Here is a 21,604-nt window from a genome sequence, read left to right on the forward strand (position 1 = left end):
AGAGCATCTGCCTTACAAGCAGAGGGTCATAGGTTCGAGCCCTATAGGTCCCACTTAAATGAGGACGTTTAGCTCAGTTGGTTAGAGCAATCGGCTCATAACCGATCGGTCCTGGGTTCGAGTCCCCGAACGTCCACTCTTACTAATAATAAGAAACAATGAATATGGCCTGGTGGCTCAGCTGGTTAGAGCGCCGCCCTGTCACGGCGGAGGTCGTGGGTTCGAACCCCATCCGGGGCGCTGTATTCACAATAGAATACTTTTTAACAAATGGGATCTTAGCTCAGCTGGGAGAGCATCTGCCTTACAAGCAGAGGGTCATAGGTTCGAGCCCTATAGGTCCCATTTTCTAAACCTTTTAATAAGGTGCAGAATGCCGGCGTGGCGGAACTGGCAGACGCACAGGACTTAAAATCCTGCGGGACTAACCTCCCGTACCGGTTCGATTCCGGTCGCCGGCATTAAATTAAAAGCCTGAAACCTAAGGAAAATCAAGGGGTTCAGGCTTTTTTCTTTACCTTAAAATATTAAGCAAAAATGGCATAAACATAAGATATTAAGGTAAAGTCCTTTAAAAAAATAAAAATATAACAACAGAGGTTATGAGTATTGACCATTTGACGGGATAGTGCTAAGATACGAGCCATCAGGGACCAAAAGTTTTATCTGTTTTCCTTAACACCAAAACAGATAGCTGTATGGTTCTTTTTTTGTTTATACCGCGGAAAATGAAAATGTAATACAGAAGATTTAGAACAGGACAAAGGAGTCTTTTCAAAAGTAGTTTGTGTGGAATGTTTTAACACACACTGCTGGGGAAGGACTCCTTTTTTAGTGGATATTCAAAGTCAGGAGGAAAGAGCTATGAAGAGTTATGATCTGATAATCAAAAATGCGCAGATACACACAATGGATGAGGACAGAAAAGTGTATGCGAAAGGAATCATAGGAATAGAGGGAGAGAAGATAACTCTGATAAAGGAAATGAACGAGCTGACACCGGATGAGCTTCAGGAATGTGAGGGCGCCGGACGTGTGATAGATGCCGAGGGCAAGGTAGTATTTCCGGGATTTATAGATACACATATACATATATTCCAGTCTTTCCTGAAAGGTCTTGGAGCTGATCACAGATTGATAGAGTGGTTGAATCTTTCAGCACTCCCATATGGACAGTATATGACACCACATCAGCATGAGCTGGCAGCACAGCTTGCATGTATGGAGGCAATAAAGAGTGGATGTACGACCATGAGTGAGTTCTTCTACACCAATCAGGATTCTGAACTGGCTCATTCCTGTATAGATGGAATGGTATCAACTGGTATCCGTAGTGTATTTATCAGAACATTTCAGGATACCGGAGAGGAATACGGAATGCCGAAGTGCTTCCTTGAGCCTGCTGGCAAGGCCATGAAGGAAGTCGATGCACTGAAGAAAGCTTATAAAGAAAATGATATGCTTTCGATCTGGACAGGTCCGGATGTCACTTGGTCAACCACAAAGGAAGGCTATCAGGAGATGCTTGAGTATTGTCTCAGCGAGAATGTTAGGTATTCAATGCACATCAAAGAGACCGAGGTCGACAATGAGATGTGCGGAAGATATTACGGCAAGGATATAGTGGATATGCTTGAGGAGATAGGATTCCTGACAGACAAATTCCTGGCAGTCCACTGTGTAAACCTCACACCTCATGACATAGAGAGATTTGCAAAATATGGAGTGTCGATAAGCCACAATCCAGCACCTAATCTTTATCTTGGTTCAGGAATACCACCTATTCCAGAGAGCCTTGCAGCCGGGGTAAATGTATCTATAGGAACGGATGGTGCGGCGTCCAACAACAGCACGGATATGCTGGAGAGCATGAAGCTGGCGGCTCTCATACAGAAGGGAATACACAGAGATGCGGCAGTCATCAGCGCAGACGATATCATACACATGGTGACGGCTGGGGGAGCAAAGGCAATAGGAATGGCTGACAAGCTGGGAACATTGGAGTCCGGCAAGAATGCGGACTTAATAATATTTGACCCTAATCATTTGAAGTCGGCACCTATGCATGATGCAAAGGCGACGGTCGTATATGCGTCATCCGAGGAAAATATCGATACAACGATAGTAAATGGAAAGGTTGTATATCAGGGAGGAAAGTTCACTTGTGGCATAGATGAGCGAAGCCTGATAGATGAAATAAACAGCGAGCTTGTGGTTCTCAGAAAGCAGCTTGCAGATAAATTATAGAATGGAAATTCGAATTATATAACAGCAGATAAGGAGGCGCATTTATATGGAAGATAAGAAGATAGTAGAAAATGACAGCCAGCTCATAGTTGGCGTAAATGAAAAGATAAGCTGTGGCAAGGCGGCATTTCTCGGAATGCAGCATGTATTGTCAATGGATCTGTATATCATGCCATTGATACTTGGAGCGGCGATAGGACTTGCCGGAGGAGAGTTATCATTTTTCCTTCAGATGAGTTTCTTTGCATGTGGAATTGCAACTATACTCCAGGCGGGATTCTTCATGAAGTACCCTATCATACAGGGTCCATCATATGTACCGCTTGGAGCTCTGTGTACGATAGGCGCGACCATGGGAGTCAGTGCAATGATAGGAAGTCTGATCCCCGGAGCGATCATGATCATATTGCTGGGTATATTCAAGGGATTCTCAAAATTTGTGAGAAAGGCAATACCTCCATTTATCGGTGGTATCATCATACTTATAGTTGGAATATCACTGACACCTACAGCGGCCAAAGGGATCGCAAGCTCAGATGGAAACTTAAGTGCAAATGTAGCATCAGGTCTTACTGCTGCAGGAGTGCTCATCGTATGTATGATACTTCAGTACAAGCTTAAGCATAACAGGATACTTCACATGGTATCAGTAATACTTGCACTGGTTGCCGGAACCGTGGTTGCTGCAGCAATGGGAGCTGCGGACTTCAGCTCTGTACACGATGCAGCATGGTTCGAGCTTCCGGAGTTTTTCCACTTTGGACTTCCAAAGTTTGAGATCAAGTCCTGTATACTCATGATGTTCATTTACCTTATCGTACTTCTCGATACAACAGGAACATGGGTGACGATCAGCGCCATCACAGGTGAGGATCTCAGCGATAAGAGAATAGATCGTGCTACCATAGGTGAAGGTGTTGGATGTCTTGTTGGTTCACTGTTCGGCGGAACGCCAATGACAGGTTATTCTTCAAATGCCGGAGTCCTTGCGATCACAAAGGTCGGAAGCCGTATGGCGATCATTGCGGGTGGTATGATACTCATGGTGCTCGGCGTATGTCCAAAGCTTATGACCGTCATATCATGTATACCGACACCTGTCGTAAATGGTGTATTTGCGGTTGTATGTATCCTGCTCATATCAAATGGAATCAAGATCATACAGAGTGAGCCTCTTGATGAGAGATCATCACTTATCGTTGGAATCTCAGTCGTGGCTGCTGTGGCAACTATAGTCATTCCTACAGATGTGATGAACGCAATGCCTCAGTTCCTGAACTACTTCATGTCATCAGGTACTGCAGTTGGTGCAACCATAGCGGTGGTGCTCCAGCTCTGCCTTCCCAGAAAGAAAAAGGTTGTGAAGGTCGCGCTTGAGGGATAGCCCACTGCGTGACTTCTAAACTAGCGGTTCATTGATTTGACGATCATGGTTTGATATATTGGGTTCATAAGTTATTGAGGCCCTGAATACAGGATCATAAGAGGCTATGGTGGTGGTTCCTTCTTAATTGGGATGATAAATGTAAAAGCTTACCGCCACCGGTTTCCTCATTAATAAGGAGAAAAGCTATGAACGAGATATTGCTCAGGCGTAAAAACAAAGTGATACTTGGCATTGGTACTGCAAAGGTGGCAAATGACCGTTGCATAACGACCATTATGAAGAACATCGAAGAACTTGGATATACATTTTCCAGGGAGGTGTTTGACGTTCTCAGAACATACAGCGTCAATGAACTGACAGAATTTTATCTTGAACTCAAAGCTGCGCTTATGAAGCTGAAAGGTGCAAATGTTGTGTATATGCCTATGTATGCCGATTTCCCTAAGGGCGTTATGGATGCACATTTTTCTGAGTTGTATATAAATGCGATGGTGCATTACTGGTCGGATGGTATCCTGTATCCAAAGAATCACAGAAAGCGTGTAAATGACAGACTGCCACTTTTTGATGAGACGAAGGTCAAAGTTCTGCAGCTTGGAAGTGAGGCTGATGTGAGACAGATATTTGACAATATCTGTACGTCGAGAACATCCATATCAAGAACTGACAGGGAGGATGTAGCATATTTATTCGAGACTGAGAATATGAAGCTGCCTGATAACATACCACACAAGGAGAATGCTGCGTACATCTCTGCGCTCTATCTGCAGAAGAATCCTCTGGCAAGAGTCAGCGGGCTCAGAAAGTATATAAAGACAGCAACTGATGTGCTGAGACTCGTCACAGCAATGAGCGATGGTGATGTGAGCCTTGCGGAGAATACGAGATATAAGAGTTTTACCCGCAGACAGAGAAGGATGATCATGGAGCTTCTGTCGGGATGTCCGAATATAGAGGGGGACATGCTGAGATATAAGGAGAGATGGATCAGGATTGGAGAGAGGATCCATCCTTCTGAGTTTGACTGCAGCAGATATACTCTGGCATATGACAGGGCGATAAATGCATTTGACAAGCTGAGAAATAACAGGAAGATAGAGACATTTGCGGGAAAGGTTGAGTTTGACCTTGCTTACGGTGAGTATGAAAGTGCGCTTGCAGAACTGGTGAAGAGACCAGGTGAACTGGCAAGGAGACTGGATCAGCTGCTCAGAGTGGCACATAAAGAGTCTGTTATAAGGAGCTTTGCGTCTGTGGCGGAGAAGGTGTCAACACCAGTACTGCTTCAGGTGAGAGAGCACTTTCTGCACAGATCTGAGCATGCAGATGTGAGAGTGTTCTTCCCAAAGGGGAGCCTTGCAAAGTGCCACAGCGAGCGAAACGATCTGCCAGATATAGATGAGAGGTACTGTCAGGAAGTTGTTCGAATCTGCGAAAATGCCCTTGTGAAGATCTATGGACAGAGGGAGCCTATGGGCAAGGTGTATCTGTCTGATGATTACAGGAATTATGTGGTTCCATTCAGCCAGAGAAGTGCCAGCAAGGCGTTTAAGACTATAGTCAGAGGCTCGAGACTCCCTATGGCTTCGCAGACAAATGCTGTGAGGGCATTTATATGGTGGACGAATATGGACAAATGTGATTTGGGGTCGTATGACGATGGAAGAGTCGACATAGACCTGTCGGCGGCTATATTTGACGAGAACTGGAACTACATGGAGCATGTGTCATATACCAATCTGAAATCTGAGAAGTATAAGGCATGTCATTCGGGAGACATTGTAAATGGCGGTCCTGTGGATGGTGATGGTGTCAGTGAGTTCCTTGATGTGGACGTGGATTCCGTTGTGAGATGTGGGGCAAGGTATGTGGTGTACCAGGTGTACAGCTTTACCTGTCAGACCTATGCGGATATGCCTCACGCAATGTTTGGCTGGATGGAGAGAGCTGATGTGGATTCGGGCGAGATATATGAGCCAAAGACGGTGGAACAGAAGCTTGATCTGACGGCGGACAGCATGGTGTGCATTCCTGTCATATTTGACTGTGTGAAGAGGGAGTTCATCTGGTGTGACATGAATATGTCGCTCAGTGGCATCCATGCGAATATCGGTGGTAATAATCTGGAGAGCAATCTATCTGGAGTTGCGGCGGTATGCTATTCCATGGTGAATGTGAAGAAACCAGATCTCTATGATCTTATCGCGCTCAATGTCATGGGCAGAGGAGTGCTGGTGGACAACAGGGAGGATGCTGACATTGTGTTTGACACTGAGTTGTATCTGAATAATGACACAGTGGAGAATGAGCGTGATAAAATGGTGATAACCCCATACGACACGGAGCTGTTCATGGGTGAGTATCTGTAGATACAATTTTTAGAGAATAGAGTGAGCAGTGGCAGCAGTTCCCTTGTCTTGGTCAGGTCACCCCTGTATGTCATGGAGAGGTATCGTCCTGCTGGAAGTACATAGTTGCAGTCCGAGTTCTCAAGGTATGGGGCGAAGAAGAATACGTTCTTGGTACGGTAATACCTGGACTTGGGATTGCTTCCTGGGATGTCAAGTGTATAGCAGTCGCAGGCTCCTATGGCGTCGATCCTGGTGTTGTGGCTCTGCATGTATTTGACCACATACATTCCGTGCAACCCATGTCAGGATGCGTGCCCGAAGGGATGTATAAGCATAGGCGCAAATATTACATCACTTCCAACGGTGACGGAGAATCCATGTATAGGATGTGGTATGTGTGTTGCAAGCTGTTCAGGACAGGCGATATTCCTGGTGGACGAGGATACCGGGGATGGCTATGGAACGGTTACACTTCCGTATGAATTCTTGCCTATTCCTGAGAAAGGAACAAAGGGAGTGGCACTTGGCCGTGATGGACATGAGGTGTGCGAGGCGGAGGTCGTAAATGTCAGGAGTGCTTCATCCTGGAAGATGCGTTGATGTGATGGAAGAGACAATGGGACTCATGGAGGATGGGGATTTCCTCATGGGCGGCCCGTATAATGATGCCCATGGACTTATGTTATATTTCCCTAAGAAGTCGCCTATAGAGAATTTTCCTGTCAATAATGCAAGAGACAGAAGATTCATTGCTATGCCTGCAGATCAAGTCTCAGTGCCATCATGTCACAGAGATTTGACATAGACACCATCAAGATAAAGGGCAGCTCACCGACATCGGCAAATGCGATCAAGATGAAAGAGTACATAGAGGAAAATTATCCTCAGGTAAAAAATATAGTTCTGTGCAAGGATATGGAGGAGGCACTTAAGGATGCCGACATCATAACCGAGGCAGTCTCATGTAAGGAGGGCGAGTGGCCAGAGTACAAGCGAGAGTGGCTCAAGCCCGGAGCGCTGGTCATCTCTACAAGTACCTTCAATATGGAGCATAAGAGCATTGTTGACCTGAAAAAAGTCATAGACAACTACGGAATGTACGAGAACTACGCAGAGGAAGATAATGTTGGATATGATGCGGAGGGCAACAGACTCCACACAGGCTGCATGGGAGAGGACTTCGTATACATGGTGCAGGATGGATTGATAGAGAGGGATTCCCTTACTACATTCGGGGAGATAATCCGTGGCAAGAAGCCCGGCCGTGAATCTGACGACGAGATCATCCTCGTATCCATAGAGGGCATGCCGACAGAGGATGTCGCCTGGGCATATGAATGTTACACCTATGCCCTTGTCCATGATATAGGCACGAAGCTCAAAGTGTGGGATCACCCATATGCATTTTAACAATTCTGAGAACCAGCTTTGAATAATAAGTCGTAGTCAGGCTCAAAACATATATTCAGCAAAAAAGCCGTGTATGTACATGGACAATCGGTAGTGAATACAGCCGAGCTTCGAGCATTTCTGTGCTAAGGCATAGCACGCAAACGCCCTTATCGCGTGCGGAGCCGCATGCATATAGAAATGCTTGAAGCGACAGCTGTAGAACGTGATTGACCATGTACATACACGGACTTTTTTATGTTGGATATATGTTTTGAGCCGTCCGTCAATTACGCTTCAAACAATTGGTGACAAAGTTTAATGGTTTCAGGGTTTGTGCTGCTGCTGTAGAACTCCACAGTGCCCTTCTCTATGGAAGGCGTGAGAAGCTCAGCGATGCGCAGTCTCCTCTGAAGCTCCAGGGCGGTGCCGTGGGCTCCGTTGAAGATCTTCACGTCAGGTCCTGCTATGCGCTGTATAACCTTTTCCACAAAAGGATAATGAGTGCAGCCGAGAACGATTGCATCCACATGCTTCTCCAGAGATGGGGCGAGCAGTCCCTTCAGGAATTCAGTGATCTCCTCACCGTCGAATATTCCTCTCTCAACATAATCTGCAAGGCCCGGACATGGAACCGGGTAGATATCGGACTCCTTTGAATAATGTTTCATGAGTTCATGAAATTTAGGTAGAGCCAGTGTGGCAGGCGTCGCCATGACAGCTACCTTGTCGTGCTCCTTCCACAGAACCGCAGGCTTCAGAGCCGGTTCAATACCGATGATCGGTATGGAAGGATACTGCTGTCTCAGTGTCGAGGCTGCAACACTTGTGGCGGTGTTGCAGGCGATGACAATCGCCTTCACATCCTTTGCGAGAAGAAAATTGGTACACTGCTCCGATCTCTCAAGAATAGCCTCTCTGGTCTTTGTTCCGTAAGGTGCGTGTGCCGAATCGCCAAAATATATATAATTTTCACAGGGCATGAGTTCCACGATGTCCCGTAGAACGCTTATTCCGCCGAGCCCTGAGTCGAATACTCCAATTGAACGTGTGTCCATAATAAAATCTCCAATGTTTTGTATCACTTGTATTGATAGTTTATCTCCAACCTAAAATTATACTATTATAGTCAATAAAAAACAACTTACGGAAGTATATATTATAGAAGTAACAGAAAATCCGAGCGTAAGGAAGATTAAATGTTTATAAACTGTATAGACTATTCACAAATAGTGGTGTTAGAATGATACGAGTCACAAAGAAAGGCGGATGATGACATGGCACGAGATTTGGTTTCTATAGTAAAAGAGAAAATGATTGAATACTATGCCGGGGATTCCAGACGGGTACATCACTTCCTGAAGGTTCATTCATTTGCGAAGCTGATAGCTGAGATGGAGGGCATGGAGCCCGACGAGATGCAGGTCCTGGAGATCGCAGCACTTGCCCACGATATAGGCATAAAGAACGCAGAACTGAAATATGGATATAATAATGGCAAGCTGCAGGAACAGGAGGGACCACCTGAGGCAAGACGGCTGCTCAGAGAGGCAGGTGCAGAAGATGCCGCAGTGGAGAGGGCATGTTATCTGGTGGCACATCACCACACCTACAGGAATATAGACGGTCTGGATTATCAGATACTGGTGGAGGCCGATTTCCTCGTCAACATGTATGAGGATAAGGCGGACGCAGATACTATAAGGACGGCATACGATAATATATTTGCCACGGAATCCGGCAAAATGCTGTGCAGACAGCTCTTTTCGCTGGAATATTGAAAAAAAGATGAATTATGTTATACTTAACAGGTCAGAGATGGTGACAGTGTAGATGCCACTGTCAGATTTGGAGGAGAAAGATGAAGCTTTATATATCAAAGTTACTGTCTACAGCTTTGCCAATAGTAGGAGTGCTGTGTATATTTGGATTTGCATTTGCAGGAAATATAAGCATGGGCTGGATTCTGTTCGTAGTGCTTGCGCTTATATCAGGCATTATAAACACCATATTCTTCAGATGTCCGCACTGCGGCAAATCAATACCGGCAAACTGTACGGTCAACCAGAAGTATTGTCCTCTGTGTGGAGAGGATCTCGGTATGAAGCCTTCAAGAATAAGCTACTACGGAAAATGCCGCAAGAATAAGAACGGAGTTATGAGAGGTTATTCCACAGTTGGACCTATGGTATTCATAGTAAGCCTGCTCATATTGTTCCTCATTGTGGTGGCTGTATTTGGAGTGGACAGTCTCAATAAAGGTATGGGAAGGATTGCAGTCATACTTGCATTCTGTGTGAGCGCTATACTTGCGATATTCTGCAGGATAGCGGTATCATCGGCGGTGAAGATGGATGACAAGGCGATATATTTCAGTAAGATACCATTTATGTGGAGAAAATACGAGATAGATGATATAGTAGAGAATGAGCGCGTTGTAGAGCCGTTCTATCATGTGAACAGAGGATACATATTTGCAACCTCAAATGGAATGGTGGCTATACCGATGGCATCATATGCAGGTGGCCAGGAGTTCTTTACGGAATTTACCTCAAGGATAGGTCAGAGCATGCCGGATGTGAGACCGGATCTTGTGTTGTCCAAGAGATCAGATCAGGCAAAGGCTGATGAAGAGCACTATGAGGAAGCGGTGAAGCTTTACAACGAGCATTACGGTGAGAAGAGATAATACACAATTAATTAATGAAAGGATAACGAGATGGACGTAAAAGACATTGGAAAAAAGATTGAGAACGTGGAGCTTGTTGAGGCTATGCACGCAGTTAGAGAAAATGAGAACAAGGATACACTTAAGCAGCTCTTTGAGTCAGTGGTTCATGCAGTATTTATAGTTCCTGCAAAGTTTGACCAGGAGCCAAAGCCTGATGAGAATGGAAAGGTTACATTCCAGGACGGAGTGAAGATCAACTTCTCACTTCTGACAAATGAGCAGGGAGACAAGGTACTTCCATGCTTCACAGATTATGAGTCGATGGCTTCATCGCAGTTTAACGATGGCTTCCAGAGAATAATACTTCCATATAAGCAGCTTGAGGATCTTGTGTTCAATTCAAATGGAAACATAAGCGGAATAGCTATGAATCCTTTCACTGAGAACTGCTTTATATCAGGAGAGTTTATCCGTCAGTACAGAGAGCGCTCACGTACAGGACTTGTACAGAGCAAGATCAAGCCAGGCGCAACAGTCAAGCTCAGAACACCAAAGTATCAGCCGATACAGATGCTTGATGCTGCAAGAGAGTATCTGGCAGACAAAGAGAATGTTGACAGAGCGTATATACAGATGATGGAGGAGCAGGGACAGGAGGATAAGTATCTTGTTGCTCTTGAGGTAAACGGAGACGAGAAGCCTGTATTTGCCGGACTCATACCTCTTATGAAGCCTCATTCATTTGGCATCGAGGTGGCACTGGTCAGAGCAGACAACATGCTTGGTAAGAAAGTGACAGAGGTGACAGAGCCGTTCTATGTTAGAGCCGGACTTGAAAATTAAATGAGAGGATCGTTATGTTAAAAAAATATCTGACTATATTTCTTATATCCATGGTACCAATACTTGAGCTTCGAGGCGCCATACCGTATTCGGTGGGCTTTGGACTTCCGAGTATACCGTCATTTATAGTGTGCGTCATAGGCAATATGATACCGGTTCCATTTATATACTGGTTTGCAAGACGTGTGCTTGAGTGGGGAAAAGACAAGAGATTCATAGGCAAATTCTTCACATGGTGTCTTGTGAAGGGAGAGCACGGCGGACAGAAGCTCATGGCAAAGTCCGGCACTGGAGTGTATATCGCACTTCTGCTGTTCGTGGGAATACCACTTCCGGGAACCGGGGCGTGGACAGGAACACTGGCAGCCAGCTTCCTTGAGCTTGACTGGAAGAAAAGCGTTATCATGGTCATGCTGGGAGTGATCATGGCAGGAGTGATCATGTACCTTGGAAGTATAGGATTGTTCGGAGCGATAGGTCTTTTGAAATAATACTGATATAAGTAAGATTTACAGAGAGGTTGATAAATATGGCATTTAATCCGGGAATGATGTTTAAGATCAAAGGAGCCTGGGAGCGGTTCGTCCAGAATCATCCAAAGTTCCCTATGTTCCTCAGAGCAGCCGCTGCCACAGGAATAAAGGAAGGCTATATAATAGAAGTGAAGATCACAGATACAGAGGGCAAGACCATTTGTACCAATGTGAAGCTCACAGATTCCGACATGGATCTCATAGATGTCATAAAAGACATGAGTACAAACGGAAGATAGACGGACAGGATCAAATATACTAGAAATTATATAAAAGACTTCTTGACTTGCATAGGTCGATTGTGTTATTGTAGACTTTGCGATGAAAGAGGTCTTTTTTTTGTGCCTTAAAATAACAATGGAGGTAAGTGGAAATGCGCGTTAAAATAACATTGGCATGTCAGGATTGTAAACAGCGTAATTACAATATGACAAAGGATAAGAAAACGCATCCAGACAGAATGGAAACAAAGAAGTACTGTAGATTCTGCAAGGCTCATACAGTACACAAGGAGACAAAATAGTCTGAACCAGTAAGGAGGAATAGAGTTATGTCTAAATCTAGTAAAGAAGAAAAGTCAAATACTCTCAAGAGAAGCTGGTTTCAGGAATTAAAGGGAGAGTTCAGAAAGATTACATGGCTTGACAAGAGCTCCCTTGCAAGACAGTCATTTGCGGTAGTTGTTTCCTCAGTCGTACTCGGCTGTATCATAGCTATCGTAGATTGGTTGATCCAGATTGGTTTGAATTTCATAGTTGGGTAAAGGATGGTGAAGAATATGTCAGAGGCAGAGAATGCAAGATGGTATGTTGTTCATACCTACTCAGGATATGAAAACAAAGTAAAGGCTGATATTGAGAAAACAAAAGAAAACAGAAATTTACAAGACCAGATTTTAGAGGTAGTCGTTCCGGTTGAAGATGCCACAGAGATTAAGAATGGTAAGCCAAAGTCGATCGAGAGAAAGATACTTCCTGGTTACGTTCTCATCAACATGATCATGAACGATGTTACATGGTATGTTGTACGTAATACCAGAGGAGTTACAGGATTTGTCGGATCAGATCCAAGAAAGCCTGTACCACTCACTGATGAGGAGCTGAGCAATCTGTATCAGACCTCAGAGGAGGTTGTCATCGATGTTGAAGTGGGAGACTCAATAACGGTTACTTCAGGTGCCTGGGAAGGCACAGTAGCAACAATTAAGGCAATTAATACTGCAAAACAGACCGTAGCCATCGAAGTAGAAATGTTTGGTCGTGTGAATACTGTTGATATTGCGTTTGCTGATATCAAGAAGTTGTAATTATCAAGTGGATTGTACCACAGTATTTTGGAGGAATGCTAAAATGGCAAAGAAAGTAGAAGGATACATCAAATTACAGATACCTGCAGGAAAGGCAACTCCTGCACCACCTGTTGGACCAGCTCTTGGTCAGCACGGTGTAAATATCGTTGCTTTCACAAAGGAATTCAATGCAAGAACAGCTAATGAGGGTGACATGATCATTCCTGTTGTTATCACAGTATACCAGGATAAGAGCTTCAGCTTCATTACAAAGACTCCACCTGCATCACTTCTTATCAAGAAGGCATGTAACATCAAGTCAGGTTCTGCAAACTCAAAGAAGACTAAGGTTGCAACAATTTCTAAGGCTAAGGTTCAGGAGATCGCTGAACTTAAGATGAAGGATCTGAACGCTGCAAGCCTTGAGTCAGCTATGAGCATGATCGCTGGAACAGCTCGTTCAATGGGCGTTACAGTTGAAGAGTAATACAGATATTTAGTGGGAGGGTCGCTCCCGATATGACCACAGGAGGTTTATAATAATGATAAAAAGTAAGAAATATGTAGATGCAAGCAAGCTCTATGATAAGACCGCTGCTTACGAGGCAACTGAGGCAGTTGCTTTAGTTAAGAAGATGGCTTCAGCTAAGTTTGATGAGACAGTAGAGGCACACCTCAGACTCGGTGTTGATGGACGTCACGCTGATCAGCAGGTTCGTGGTGCCGTAGTTCTTCCACACGGAACAGGTAAGACTGTTAAGGTTCTCGTATTTGCTAAGGGTGCAAAGGTTGACGAGGCTCTTGCAGCAGGCGCTGATTACGCTGGTGGAGACGAGCTCGTGCCAAAGATCCAGAACGAGGGATGGTTAGACTTCGACGTTGTTGTTGCAACACCTGACATGATGGGCGTTGTAGGACGTCTTGGTCGTGTACTTGGACCAAAGGGTCTCATGCCAAACCCTAAGGCTGGAACAGTTACTATGGATGTAGCTAAGGCTATCTCAGATATCAAAGCTGGTAAGATAGAGTACAGACTTGACAAAGCCAACATTATCCATGTGCCAGTGGGAAAAGTTTCTTTCACAGAGGAACAGTTAAACGAGAATTTCCAGACTTTAATAAATGCTATTGTTAAGGCAAAGCCAGCTGCTGCTAAGGGTCAGTACCTTAAGAGCGTTGTAATTGCTTCAACAATGGGCCCTGGTGTAAAGATCAACACAACAAGCTACGTATAAAAGCCGGTTGACCTGAGCATCAGTCACACAAAAGCCCCACACCACTATGAGATATCTTCAGGATATTGCGTAGGGTGTGGGGCTTTTTGTATGCAAAAAACGATGACAATAAATACTGATCAACATAAAATAGATTATCTAAATACATATTGACAACTATATCCAAAAGTAAGATACTGTATATAACATAAATGGAGAGGATGAGTATGGCGACAAAAATAAATATTAATACAAAACAGTTACATGCGGATATAAAGGCGTTGAAGGACGATATTGATGCGAGTATGCGCGAAAGACTTGTTATTCAGTGTGGATATGAAGAACTTGCGTCACAGTGGAGCGGGCCGGCCGCAAAAACTTATGATGAAGGATTTCGAAATGCTATGACCAATATGAAGGCTTTATATAGTGATCTTAAGGATAAGATAGATGGCGTTTATGACATGTGTAAATTGTTTGAGAAGTGTGAAGCTTCTGTATTGGATAGGATTCAGGAACTCTGATCGAGCAAAATTCAGGAAGGAATGGTTATGTGAAAAGCGATACAGAAATAATAGTGGTGCCATTAAGGCAAATGTTGCTATTTGAAAAACTATTTGCGCAGAACTATGCGGATATGCTTGTACGATTTGGAAGTATTATAGAAACGTGCAACAAAATAAATGGTTATTGGGAAAGTGATGGATGGACAGAGATTTATGAAGATATGGCAGACAAATCAGATCGTATGAATGAGATCGTAGACGATATGACTAATTACTATAAGGATATTGTAAATATTACAGAAAGCTATGATGCTGTGGAAGCAATTAATGTGGATATTGGAGAATCTTTGTCGGGAGACGTAATTAACTAAAAGGAATATTGGGTTAAAAAGTAATATTAAGGGGTAAATGATGGACGGCACTGGTATAGAACTATATGTACATCTTGAGAAGCTGGAGGACGAAGTAGAACAATTTAATAACGTCAGTAAAAACTTTGGGGATTACATAGATATGTATAAAAGGCAGATGGATATTATACGATACAGCAAAATGGCAGATGAGTTATATGACATGCCAGCACTTATAAGAACTTATGATGAGTTTGTGGAAGAAGCTGATCGGTTGAACAAGTTTTCAAAAGCTTTGCAAGATATATACAAAGAGTATAAGACGTGTAATGATACATATACTCAGATGGGTATAGATCTTGGAAATCAATATGCAATTACCCCGTGGACAAAGACAAATGAAGGAAAGATAGTCATTGGAACGAGCATAATAGTGGGATTGCTGGTGATTGCTATTGTAGCACCAGAGGTTACTGCTGCAGCGATGTCTACTGGCACAATGACAAGTACAACAGCAGCAACTATGATAGAGACAGTAACGGCAGATATGGCGTTTTATTCTGCGTCAAATGCGATGATATCAGCAGAGGAGGCATGCTTAGAGGCATGTCAAAATGGAACTGATCCAATGGCAGCTTTTGCTGATAGCTATATGTGGGGAGCTAAAGAAGGAATGTTAAATGGTGCATTGCAAGGGGTGGGTGAGGCTGCAATTGTAGTTAGATGCGCAAAGACAATGACAAATACTGCGGCCTTTTTAACCCCATATAAAATAACAGGGTATGTAAATGCTGTTAATTTGGCAGTGATTGGAGGTAATTCGGCTATATCGACGGCATTATATAGTGATAGGGAAAAATCACATTGTAGAAATGTTTCGTTTGAAGAATCTGCGAAATATTATAATGGCCAAGTGCTTGAATCTTTAGAGGAGCAGATGTATACAGATTCATTTGTAAATGGTGTAGAAGCTTTGAAAACGTCAAAATCAAAAATGAAAACTAATGGAAATAAAGAAAGTGAAATTGGTAAAATTGCATCAAAAGAGAAAAGTGTTCGAGAAATTACAAGTAAAAGTGAAGGATATAAACAGAATCAGACTTTTTTGAATGGGGAAAAAGCAATACGTAATACTCAGGGAAGCATAAGTCCGACTTTGTATAAGGATGGAAGTTGCATTGATGTCAGAAGTTATAATATTCAAAATGAAAGTGGAAGGGCAAGGCTTATCAAAGACGTTACGATCAGAAGTCAGAAAATGAAAGATAATTTACCGGAAGGAACAAAGCAGACAATAGTTATTGATGCGAGGGGACGACGTATAGCAAATAGTGATTTAAAAAAACTGTATACGAAAGTAAAATGTGCATTAGATAGTGATGTTGAAATCAGATTTATCAGGTGAGTAATGTTTAAAGAAAATATGAATAATAAGGTTTTTACAAAATTTTCGGGCGTTGAGAGTGATCTAAAATTACAGGATATTCCCAAATTCAATAGATATAGCAATGATGTAAAGAGAGACATAGGGATTATAACAATGATGTTAATGGCTTTTGCTGTGTTATGCTTGCGTGGCTATTACGTACATTTTAATCCGAAAACAGGAAGACCGTTGGGGGGCTATACGCTAAATATGTTTGTTAAGGCTTTGGCAGCAGCGGTTGAAGGAATAATTGTAGCCTGGGGAATCCTACGCATTGATATTCGCATCAGAAAAGAAGAAAAAATTCCCAGAAAGGAAATAAAAAGACAGAGAACAAAATATATAGAGGGTATTAGCAAACAGATAATTTTTTACAGAGAAGCTGTTTTGGGGTGGATGAATGAAAAATTCGTACCTGCTGAAAATTTGATAGCTAGAATTATGAGGGGAGAGAAAAAGATTCGCAATCAGGGAGATGTAATGCTTACATATAGACTAGGAACAGGTGATCTGGATATATCAGAGCATATCTTACTTCCCAATATGGTAAATACACCACAGAATATTAAGTTAAAGAGAACTTGTAAAAAACTCAAAGAAGAATACGGAATAATACATGATATCCCAAAAGCTATAAGTCTGGACGAGGTGGGATTACTTGGTGTAGTAGGACAAGGTGACAAGAGGAAGGCATACGATATAGTTAGGGCATTGTCTACGCAGATTTTGGTAAGTGAAGTGCCAGAGAATCTTAAGGTTGCATTTGTGTATGATAGTGTTCATAGTAAGGGGTGGAATAAATATGAGTCGTTTACGAGAACTCAGATGGAGACGGGCATTAGTCTTGTAGCAGGCACTCCTGAAAAAAGAGGAAAAGTATTAGACATGCTGGCACAGGCAATCGAGGAAAGAAAGGCTTTGAATGGAGTCGGCGTAGAAAATATGAAACCGCGGTACATAGTGTTTGTAGATGATATGGCTTTATTGGAAAATCATAGAATTGTGGAAGCACTGCGTGATGATCTGTGTGTCTGTGCATTTACATTTATTTTGGTGGAGGATTGTATAGAGAAGCTTCCGGGAAATGTTGAATATGCACTTGTTGATTCATCGGAATTTTCAGGAGTCTATTCTATGTCAGATGGTTCATGTATGCCGGTGGTATTTGATAAATTATCAGAGCAAAAATTTGATAAATATATAAAGTACATGAAGAGTGAAAATAAAAACATTGCGGGGAGGTGATTTGTGTTGGAAAAAATAACAGATTATGAGTATGCTCAAATAGAATCCGCTATAAATGGTATATTGGGAATCCGAAATAATATAAGTCAATATATTCTAGATAGTTTATTTCAATCGGCAGAAAGCTTTAACAAGAATTGGAAGGGCGAAGCGGAGACCTTATTCGTAGGTAAACTTGAGCTGCTATACAATGCAATTAGTGACACAAATACCGCAGCATATAATATGGCAATGAGTATGAGTGAGCAGGCATCCGAAATTTATAAAAAACAAAATGAGAAATAATTTAATGGAAAAGGGAGAGCTAAAACAATGGCAGATACAAAGAAATATGGCTGGAATGTACAGATAGATGGTGTTCAATATCTGGTGGAGTACATGAAAGGAAGTATATTTATTAATGGTGGGGAGGCTTTCAAGCTCAGATCACTGGAGAGAACAGGCACCTTAAGAAAAGATAAACAGTTGAGCTATACAGTTCCGTTAGCAGGAAAAGAACTGAATCTGGTTATAAGCGCAGTGAGTGGTATCAGTCTCATTATGGATGGAATGGATCTGGGAACATATCCAGATGGTGCAGGAGCTAATCAAAAAGCTCCTGCCTGGATAGTAGTATTTTATGTATTATATTTTATAGAATATTGGGGAATAATGGGTGGTGCCATAGGAGGCTTGCTGCTCGGAACTGCGGCAGTTGTGACGTTTATGGTTGCTAAAAGTGAGAAGCTTTCTACGGGCGTGAAGTTGGTAATATGCATAGCATTATACGTTGTTGCTACTGCGTTGGAGCTGGTTATAAGATCTGCATTAGTAGGGGTGTCTGGCCGGTACAGATAAAATAAAGCCACATACCATATGAAAAATCTGTAAGATATTTCGTGTGGTATGTGGCCTTGTTCTTTATCTTGTATAACTAACTAGGAAATGGTTCCGTTAGCTGAACATGATATAGTAACTGATTTAGTAACTGTCTGAAGCAGTACGCCTTTTGAGGAGTACTTTTTCCCAACTGTACTAGCAGTTGCTTTGTTGCCAGATCTTGAACAAGAAGGTGTGGCTACCTTCCAGTATGAGCTATTAGAAGTTGCTACAGCTTTAGCGGATGTGCATGTGCTGGAAGAACCTGTATAACGGAATGTTGCTGCAATCTGAAGACTCCAGAGAACGTTTCCGTTAGAATCATTGCAGTATATAGTTTTGGAAGCACTTTTGGTTTTTGTGGCTCTACTCAGAGATGGCTGAGATGGCATTTCCTCGATAACTTCCACAAATGTAAGAGAGTCATCGCTCGTATCTTCTTCTGCGGCCTTAACAGTTGGAACGTTTATTGTAGACAAACAGATGAAGATCATACAACATATAGCTAATAATCTACGTAATTTTTTATTCATATTTATTCCTCCGTATCAGTATTATTGTTATTATCATTATTCTGAGTTTCCGAGCTATTATTTAATTGTGCGTCTTCAGCAGAATCTATCCGTGATTTATCAGATAAATCATCTGGCGTTACACCCTCTTGAATGACAATAGTAGTTGATGCAATATCACTACGTCTGGATATCTGCCATTCCTTATACAACATAACTGATATACATATTGCAAAACCCAGTATAACAGAAAGCGCGGTAATGAAAATATATTTTCCATATTTCTTTCCGTTCATGTTGTGGCATATAGTATCTGTGCCTAAATATTCAATATATGTATTGGCACAATCCTTGGGACTTCCAAACTTTTTAGACAGATGTGATACTGTGATCAACTCGCCTTCAAAACTTACTGCGTAATCATACATAGAACTACGCAGCATCTTTAAATATCTCTTTTCCCCCTTTCTGTATATTGGAAACTCTTTTTTAATAGCTTTAATATACTTATCTACAGTTTTTTCGTTTTTTTCATATGCTGAGTTGGCTGAGTTGGTGTTCATTTTCATTCTCCTTTTAATACAATTTCAATATGAACTAATATTATTTTATACTAAAATATCAGAAAATCAATAATGCTTTTGACATTAATAAACAAATTTTGTCAAAATGTGGCTGTTAGTTACAAAAATATAAACAAATAAATTTAGAAAAACAAAACCATTGTTGACAAAACGGTTTAAAAGATGTAATACTAAAAATACAAAATAATTGAATGGAGAAAGATTATGTCGGATAAGATAAATGTCGATACAAGGAAGCTGCACACAGATCTTGTGATTATACAGGACTGTCTGGATCAAAGCACAATTGACAGACGAAACATCCAGAATGATTATCAAGATCTTATTAAAGAATGGAAAGGCCCTGCAGCAGACTCATTTAATACAAAATTTGAGAACAGCGATAGTAAAGTAAAATCCATGTATGAGGATCTTCAAAAGAAAGTGGACTCATTGCTTGATGTATGCAATACGTTTGAGACTTGTGAAAAAAATGTAATTGCTCTGATTGGCTAGGGTGCTTAATAACGGAGGGAAAGTATGTATGTTGAGACGGTGAAAGTACCGATAAATAAACTGGAAACATTTCATGATACCTTGATCAAGGGGGCAACAGATCTGGGAAATCAGTATGATACGATCATATCAACCTGTGGCAAGATACAGGAATATTGGGAGAGTGAAGGCTGGGCAGATATTTATTCTGATCTTGTATCGAAGATGGATACTATGCAGGCATTTATGGAGGATATGTATTCGTATGGTGATACATTGGGTGAGGTTATAGGAAACTACATCACTGCTGAAGTTGTGAATGGTGATATGACCTCATCGTTACCAGATAACATAATTCGCTGAAGGGATGTAAGCACATGGAAAAAAAGATTAGTGATTTGGACTATTCAGAAATAGCAGCGGCTATAAATGGCTACTTGAATTCAGAAGCAAGTATAAAGCAGTATGTTTTATCTGATTTGGGAAGTGAAGTCGAGACTATAAGAAAAAACTGGAAAGGGGATGCAAGTGACAAATATATTGGAAAACTCGAAAGTGTATACAATGACATATCCAATACATGTACAGCACTTGAAAATTTAGGCGTGGGTATGAGCCGGGAGGCTTCAAATATATACCAAAATCAATAATAGAAGGAAGGATCAAGTATGGGAGCATTTTCAGTAACATCGTCAGAGATGACGAAAAGAACAACAGAGCTTCGCTCGAAAAATCAGTCTCTTAAGAAGCAGATATCAAAGCTCAGAGACAGTAAGGAGGCTCTGAACAGTACATGGGATGGTAGCGCGAAAAAAGCTTTCAGCTCTGCAGTTGAGAGTGATGTTTCACAGATGACAAATTTTAGTAATCTGATAGAACAGTATTGTTCAGCGCTGGACAATATAATAGCTAATTATGAAACTACAGAAGCCACAAATGCAAATACAGTGGCTCAGAGAAAGTATTAAAGGGAGGAAAATACAGATATGTCAGATATGAATTTGAAAGTCACCCCGGCGGAATTGGAGGCTAAGGCTGCTGATTTTAAATCAGTTATGACTCAGACGAAATCGTTGACAGATGATATGATGAATGATGTCACTGGACTTTCATCATCATGGACAGGAGATGCGTCTGCATCGTATATAAACAAATTTAGAAAACTGCAGACGGATATGGATACCATGGGCCGAATGATTAATGAACATGTAAATAATCTTACAGAACTTGCTAAAGAATATACGACAACAGAGAAAAAGAATGCAGCGGCAACGGAATCGCTTGCAGCAAATATTATTTCGTAGGAAAGAAGTGCCATCTCTGATAGCTATCAGAGATGGCATTTTGAGATTGAGGAGGTTATTATGATTGAGTTTAAGAAATATCTGCCGATCGGTTCGGTTGTGTTATTAAAGAACGCAAATAAAAGGCTGATGATATATGGAAGATTGCAGAAGGCAGAGGATTCAGATAGCGTAAGGGATTACATAGGATGCCTTTATCCAGAGGGAAATATATCTACAAAACAGACGTATATGTTTGATCATGACCAGATAGAACGGGTATATTTTGTTGGATTTCAGGACCCGGAAGAGTTTGAATTTGTTGACAAATACCTGAATGAGGAAAATAATGGAAAATAGAGGAGTTCTTTTGTATGTAGACCTTGGCAGGCTTGAAGATGAACCTTACAGATTATCAAAGATATATGATACACTTGGACAGT

General features: G+C 41.9%; 31 protein-coding genes and 4 tRNA genes. 32 read left to right on the forward strand and 3 right to left on the reverse strand.

The window, feature by feature from the left end; genetic code table 11:
• The first annotated feature begins 62 nt into the window (after window positions 1-62).
• The 10 genes from DWX57_RS13670 to DWX57_RS13715 all read left to right on the forward strand — a co-directional run bounded on the left by DWX57_RS13670 (window position 63) and on the right by DWX57_RS13715 (window position 7,395).
• Window positions 63-136, forward strand: a tRNA-Ile gene (locus DWX57_RS13670).
• A gap of 30 nt (window positions 137-166) precedes the next feature.
• Window positions 167-240: transfer RNA gene (locus tag DWX57_RS13675), tRNA-Asp, on the forward strand.
• Between the two features lie 32 nt (window positions 241-272).
• Window positions 273-345 (forward strand) — tRNA-Val (locus DWX57_RS13680).
• A gap of 30 nt (window positions 346-375) precedes the next feature.
• Window positions 376-461: transfer RNA gene (locus DWX57_RS13685), tRNA-Leu, on the forward strand.
• A gap of 403 nt (window positions 462-864) precedes the next feature.
• Window positions 865-2,247, forward strand: a complete 1,383-nt coding sequence (locus DWX57_RS13690; RefSeq protein WP_120124736.1) for an amidohydrolase family protein — start codon at window positions 865-867, stop codon at window positions 2,245-2,247.
• 46 nt (window positions 2,248-2,293) lie between these two features.
• Window positions 2,294-3,631, forward strand: a complete 1,338-nt coding sequence (locus tag DWX57_RS13695) for a uracil-xanthine permease family protein (protein ID WP_118650109.1) — start codon at window positions 2,294-2,296, stop codon at window positions 3,629-3,631.
• Window positions 3,632-3,819: 188 nt separating this feature from the next.
• Complete coding sequence (locus DWX57_RS13700; protein ID WP_120124738.1) at window positions 3,820-6,003, forward strand: TerD family protein; 2,184 nt, start codon at window positions 3,820-3,822, stop codon at window positions 6,001-6,003.
• A gap of 249 nt (window positions 6,004-6,252) precedes the next feature.
• Window positions 6,253-6,585, forward strand: coding sequence for a 4Fe-4S dicluster domain-containing protein (locus DWX57_RS13710; RefSeq protein WP_330423977.1), 333 nt, complete (start codon window positions 6,253-6,255; stop codon window positions 6,583-6,585).
• Window positions 6,551-6,790: a hypothetical protein gene (locus DWX57_RS14490; RefSeq protein WP_243106246.1), complete on the forward strand. Its 240-nt coding sequence runs from the start codon at window positions 6,551-6,553 to the stop codon at window positions 6,788-6,790. Before DWX57_RS13710 ends, DWX57_RS14490 begins: the two co-directional genes overlap by 35 nt.
• Window positions 6,769-7,395: a hypothetical protein gene (locus tag DWX57_RS13715; protein WP_243106247.1), complete on the forward strand. Its 627-nt coding sequence runs from the start codon at window positions 6,769-6,771 to the stop codon at window positions 7,393-7,395. Before DWX57_RS14490 ends, DWX57_RS13715 begins: the two co-directional genes overlap by 22 nt.
• A gap of 269 nt (window positions 7,396-7,664) precedes the next feature.
• On the opposite strand, the gene murI is transcribed toward DWX57_RS13715, so the two are convergent.
• Window positions 7,665-8,432, reverse strand: a complete 768-nt coding sequence (gene murI, locus DWX57_RS13720) for a glutamate racemase (RefSeq protein WP_117548518.1) — start codon at window positions 8,430-8,432, stop codon at window positions 7,665-7,667.
• 219 nt (window positions 8,433-8,651) lie between these two features.
• On the opposite strand from murI, the gene DWX57_RS13725 reads away from it, so the two are divergent.
• The 16 genes from DWX57_RS13725 to DWX57_RS13800 all read left to right on the forward strand — a co-directional run bounded on the left by DWX57_RS13725 (window position 8,652) and on the right by DWX57_RS13800 (window position 18,287).
• On the forward strand, window positions 8,652-9,155 hold the full coding sequence (locus tag DWX57_RS13725; RefSeq protein ID WP_117548519.1) for an HD domain-containing protein: 504 nt from the start codon (window positions 8,652-8,654) through the stop codon (window positions 9,153-9,155).
• 80 nt (window positions 9,156-9,235) lie between these two features.
• Window positions 9,236-10,063: a zinc ribbon domain-containing protein gene (locus tag DWX57_RS13730; RefSeq protein WP_120124741.1), complete on the forward strand. Its 828-nt coding sequence runs from the start codon at window positions 9,236-9,238 to the stop codon at window positions 10,061-10,063.
• Window positions 10,064-10,093: 30 nt separating this feature from the next.
• The gene (locus DWX57_RS13735; RefSeq protein ID WP_015533482.1) at window positions 10,094-10,888 is read left to right on the forward strand and encodes an enhanced serine sensitivity protein SseB; all 795 of its coding nucleotides are present in this window, start codon (window positions 10,094-10,096) and stop codon (window positions 10,886-10,888) included.
• A gap of 14 nt (window positions 10,889-10,902) precedes the next feature.
• The gene (locus DWX57_RS13740) at window positions 10,903-11,379 is read left to right on the forward strand and encodes a COG2426 family protein (RefSeq protein WP_022216200.1); all 477 of its coding nucleotides are present in this window, start codon (window positions 10,903-10,905) and stop codon (window positions 11,377-11,379) included.
• A gap of 38 nt (window positions 11,380-11,417) precedes the next feature.
• Window positions 11,418-11,660 carry a hypothetical protein gene (locus tag DWX57_RS13745; RefSeq protein WP_055280684.1) on the forward strand — a complete coding sequence of 81 codons (243 nt, stop codon included), beginning with the start codon at window positions 11,418-11,420 and terminating at the stop codon, window positions 11,658-11,660.
• Between the two features lie 134 nt (window positions 11,661-11,794).
• Window positions 11,795-11,944: a 50S ribosomal protein L33 gene (gene rpmG / locus DWX57_RS13750; protein WP_004849439.1), complete on the forward strand. Its 150-nt coding sequence runs from the start codon at window positions 11,795-11,797 to the stop codon at window positions 11,942-11,944.
• A gap of 27 nt (window positions 11,945-11,971) precedes the next feature.
• Window positions 11,972-12,184 (forward strand): preprotein translocase subunit SecE, encoded by a 213-nt coding sequence (secE, locus tag DWX57_RS13755; protein ID WP_015533480.1) that lies wholly within the window; start codon window positions 11,972-11,974, stop codon window positions 12,182-12,184.
• Window positions 12,185-12,199: 15 nt separating this feature from the next.
• Window positions 12,200-12,727 (forward strand): transcription termination/antitermination protein NusG, encoded by a 528-nt coding sequence (nusG, locus tag DWX57_RS13760; RefSeq protein WP_015533479.1) that lies wholly within the window; start codon window positions 12,200-12,202, stop codon window positions 12,725-12,727.
• 43 nt (window positions 12,728-12,770) lie between these two features.
• The gene (gene rplK / locus DWX57_RS13765) at window positions 12,771-13,196 is read left to right on the forward strand and encodes a 50S ribosomal protein L11 (RefSeq protein ID WP_015533478.1); all 426 of its coding nucleotides are present in this window, start codon (window positions 12,771-12,773) and stop codon (window positions 13,194-13,196) included.
• Window positions 13,197-13,251: 55 nt separating this feature from the next.
• Window positions 13,252-13,944 carry a 50S ribosomal protein L1 gene (rplA, locus tag DWX57_RS13770; RefSeq protein WP_015533477.1) on the forward strand — a complete coding sequence of 231 codons (693 nt, stop codon included), beginning with the start codon at window positions 13,252-13,254 and terminating at the stop codon, window positions 13,942-13,944.
• Between the two features lie 206 nt (window positions 13,945-14,150).
• Window positions 14,151-14,447 carry a hypothetical protein gene (locus DWX57_RS13775; protein ID WP_015533476.1) on the forward strand — a complete coding sequence of 99 codons (297 nt, stop codon included), beginning with the start codon at window positions 14,151-14,153 and terminating at the stop codon, window positions 14,445-14,447.
• Window positions 14,448-14,476: 29 nt separating this feature from the next.
• A complete protein-coding gene (locus DWX57_RS13780) occupies window positions 14,477-14,800 on the forward strand; it encodes a hypothetical protein (protein ID WP_055273941.1) in 324 nt (107 codons plus the stop codon).
• A gap of 37 nt (window positions 14,801-14,837) precedes the next feature.
• The gene (locus tag DWX57_RS13785; RefSeq protein WP_207666529.1) at window positions 14,838-16,184 is read left to right on the forward strand and encodes a hypothetical protein; all 1,347 of its coding nucleotides are present in this window, start codon (window positions 14,838-14,840) and stop codon (window positions 16,182-16,184) included.
• 3 nt (window positions 16,185-16,187) lie between these two features.
• Window positions 16,188-17,450: a hypothetical protein gene (locus DWX57_RS13790; protein WP_120124746.1), complete on the forward strand. Its 1,263-nt coding sequence runs from the start codon at window positions 16,188-16,190 to the stop codon at window positions 17,448-17,450.
• Between the two features lie 6 nt (window positions 17,451-17,456).
• On the forward strand, window positions 17,457-17,735 hold the full coding sequence (locus DWX57_RS13795) for a hypothetical protein (RefSeq protein ID WP_133300891.1): 279 nt from the start codon (window positions 17,457-17,459) through the stop codon (window positions 17,733-17,735).
• A 27-nt stretch (window positions 17,736-17,762) separates the two neighbouring features.
• Window positions 17,763-18,287 (forward strand): hypothetical protein, encoded by a 525-nt coding sequence (locus DWX57_RS13800; RefSeq protein WP_118650105.1) that lies wholly within the window; start codon window positions 17,763-17,765, stop codon window positions 18,285-18,287.
• Window positions 18,288-18,367: 80 nt separating this feature from the next.
• On the opposite strand, the gene DWX57_RS13805 is transcribed toward DWX57_RS13800, so the two are convergent.
• Window positions 18,368-18,841, reverse strand: a complete 474-nt coding sequence (locus DWX57_RS13805) for a hypothetical protein (protein WP_055280679.1) — start codon at window positions 18,839-18,841, stop codon at window positions 18,368-18,370.
• Window positions 18,842-18,843: 2 nt separating this feature from the next.
• Entirely contained in the window at window positions 18,844-19,383 is a 540-nt protein-coding gene (locus tag DWX57_RS13810; protein ID WP_120124748.1) for a DUF6120 family protein, read from the reverse strand.
• Window positions 19,384-19,608: 225 nt separating this feature from the next.
• On the opposite strand from DWX57_RS13810, the gene DWX57_RS13815 reads away from it, so the two are divergent.
• Genes DWX57_RS13815 through DWX57_RS13840 form a run of 6 tightly spaced genes read left to right on the forward strand, consistent with a single transcriptional unit; the run spans window position 19,609 to window position 21,521 of the window.
• Entirely contained in the window at window positions 19,609-19,899 is a 291-nt protein-coding gene (locus tag DWX57_RS13815) for a WXG100 family type VII secretion target (RefSeq protein WP_022216716.1), read from the forward strand.
• A 24-nt stretch (window positions 19,900-19,923) separates the two neighbouring features.
• Window positions 19,924-20,241: a hypothetical protein gene (locus tag DWX57_RS13820; protein ID WP_015533473.1), complete on the forward strand. Its 318-nt coding sequence runs from the start codon at window positions 19,924-19,926 to the stop codon at window positions 20,239-20,241.
• A 14-nt stretch (window positions 20,242-20,255) separates the two neighbouring features.
• Complete coding sequence (locus DWX57_RS13825; protein ID WP_022216714.1) at window positions 20,256-20,528, forward strand: WXG100 family type VII secretion target; 273 nt, start codon at window positions 20,256-20,258, stop codon at window positions 20,526-20,528.
• Between the two features lie 18 nt (window positions 20,529-20,546).
• Window positions 20,547-20,846 (forward strand): WXG100 family type VII secretion target, encoded by a 300-nt coding sequence (locus tag DWX57_RS13830; RefSeq protein ID WP_022216713.1) that lies wholly within the window; start codon window positions 20,547-20,549, stop codon window positions 20,844-20,846.
• An 18-nt stretch (window positions 20,847-20,864) separates the two neighbouring features.
• Entirely contained in the window at window positions 20,865-21,182 is a 318-nt protein-coding gene (locus tag DWX57_RS13835) for a WXG100 family type VII secretion target (protein WP_015533471.1), read from the forward strand.
• 60 nt (window positions 21,183-21,242) lie between these two features.
• Entirely contained in the window at window positions 21,243-21,521 is a 279-nt protein-coding gene (locus tag DWX57_RS13840) for a DUF4176 domain-containing protein (protein ID WP_120124750.1), read from the forward strand.
• Window positions 21,522-21,604: the final 83 nt, after the last annotated feature.

It is taken from the genome of Coprococcus sp. AF19-8AC (genome assembly GCF_003603115.1).
GTDB classification, from domain to species: Bacteria; Bacillota; Clostridia; order Lachnospirales; family Lachnospiraceae; genus Coprococcus; species Coprococcus aceti.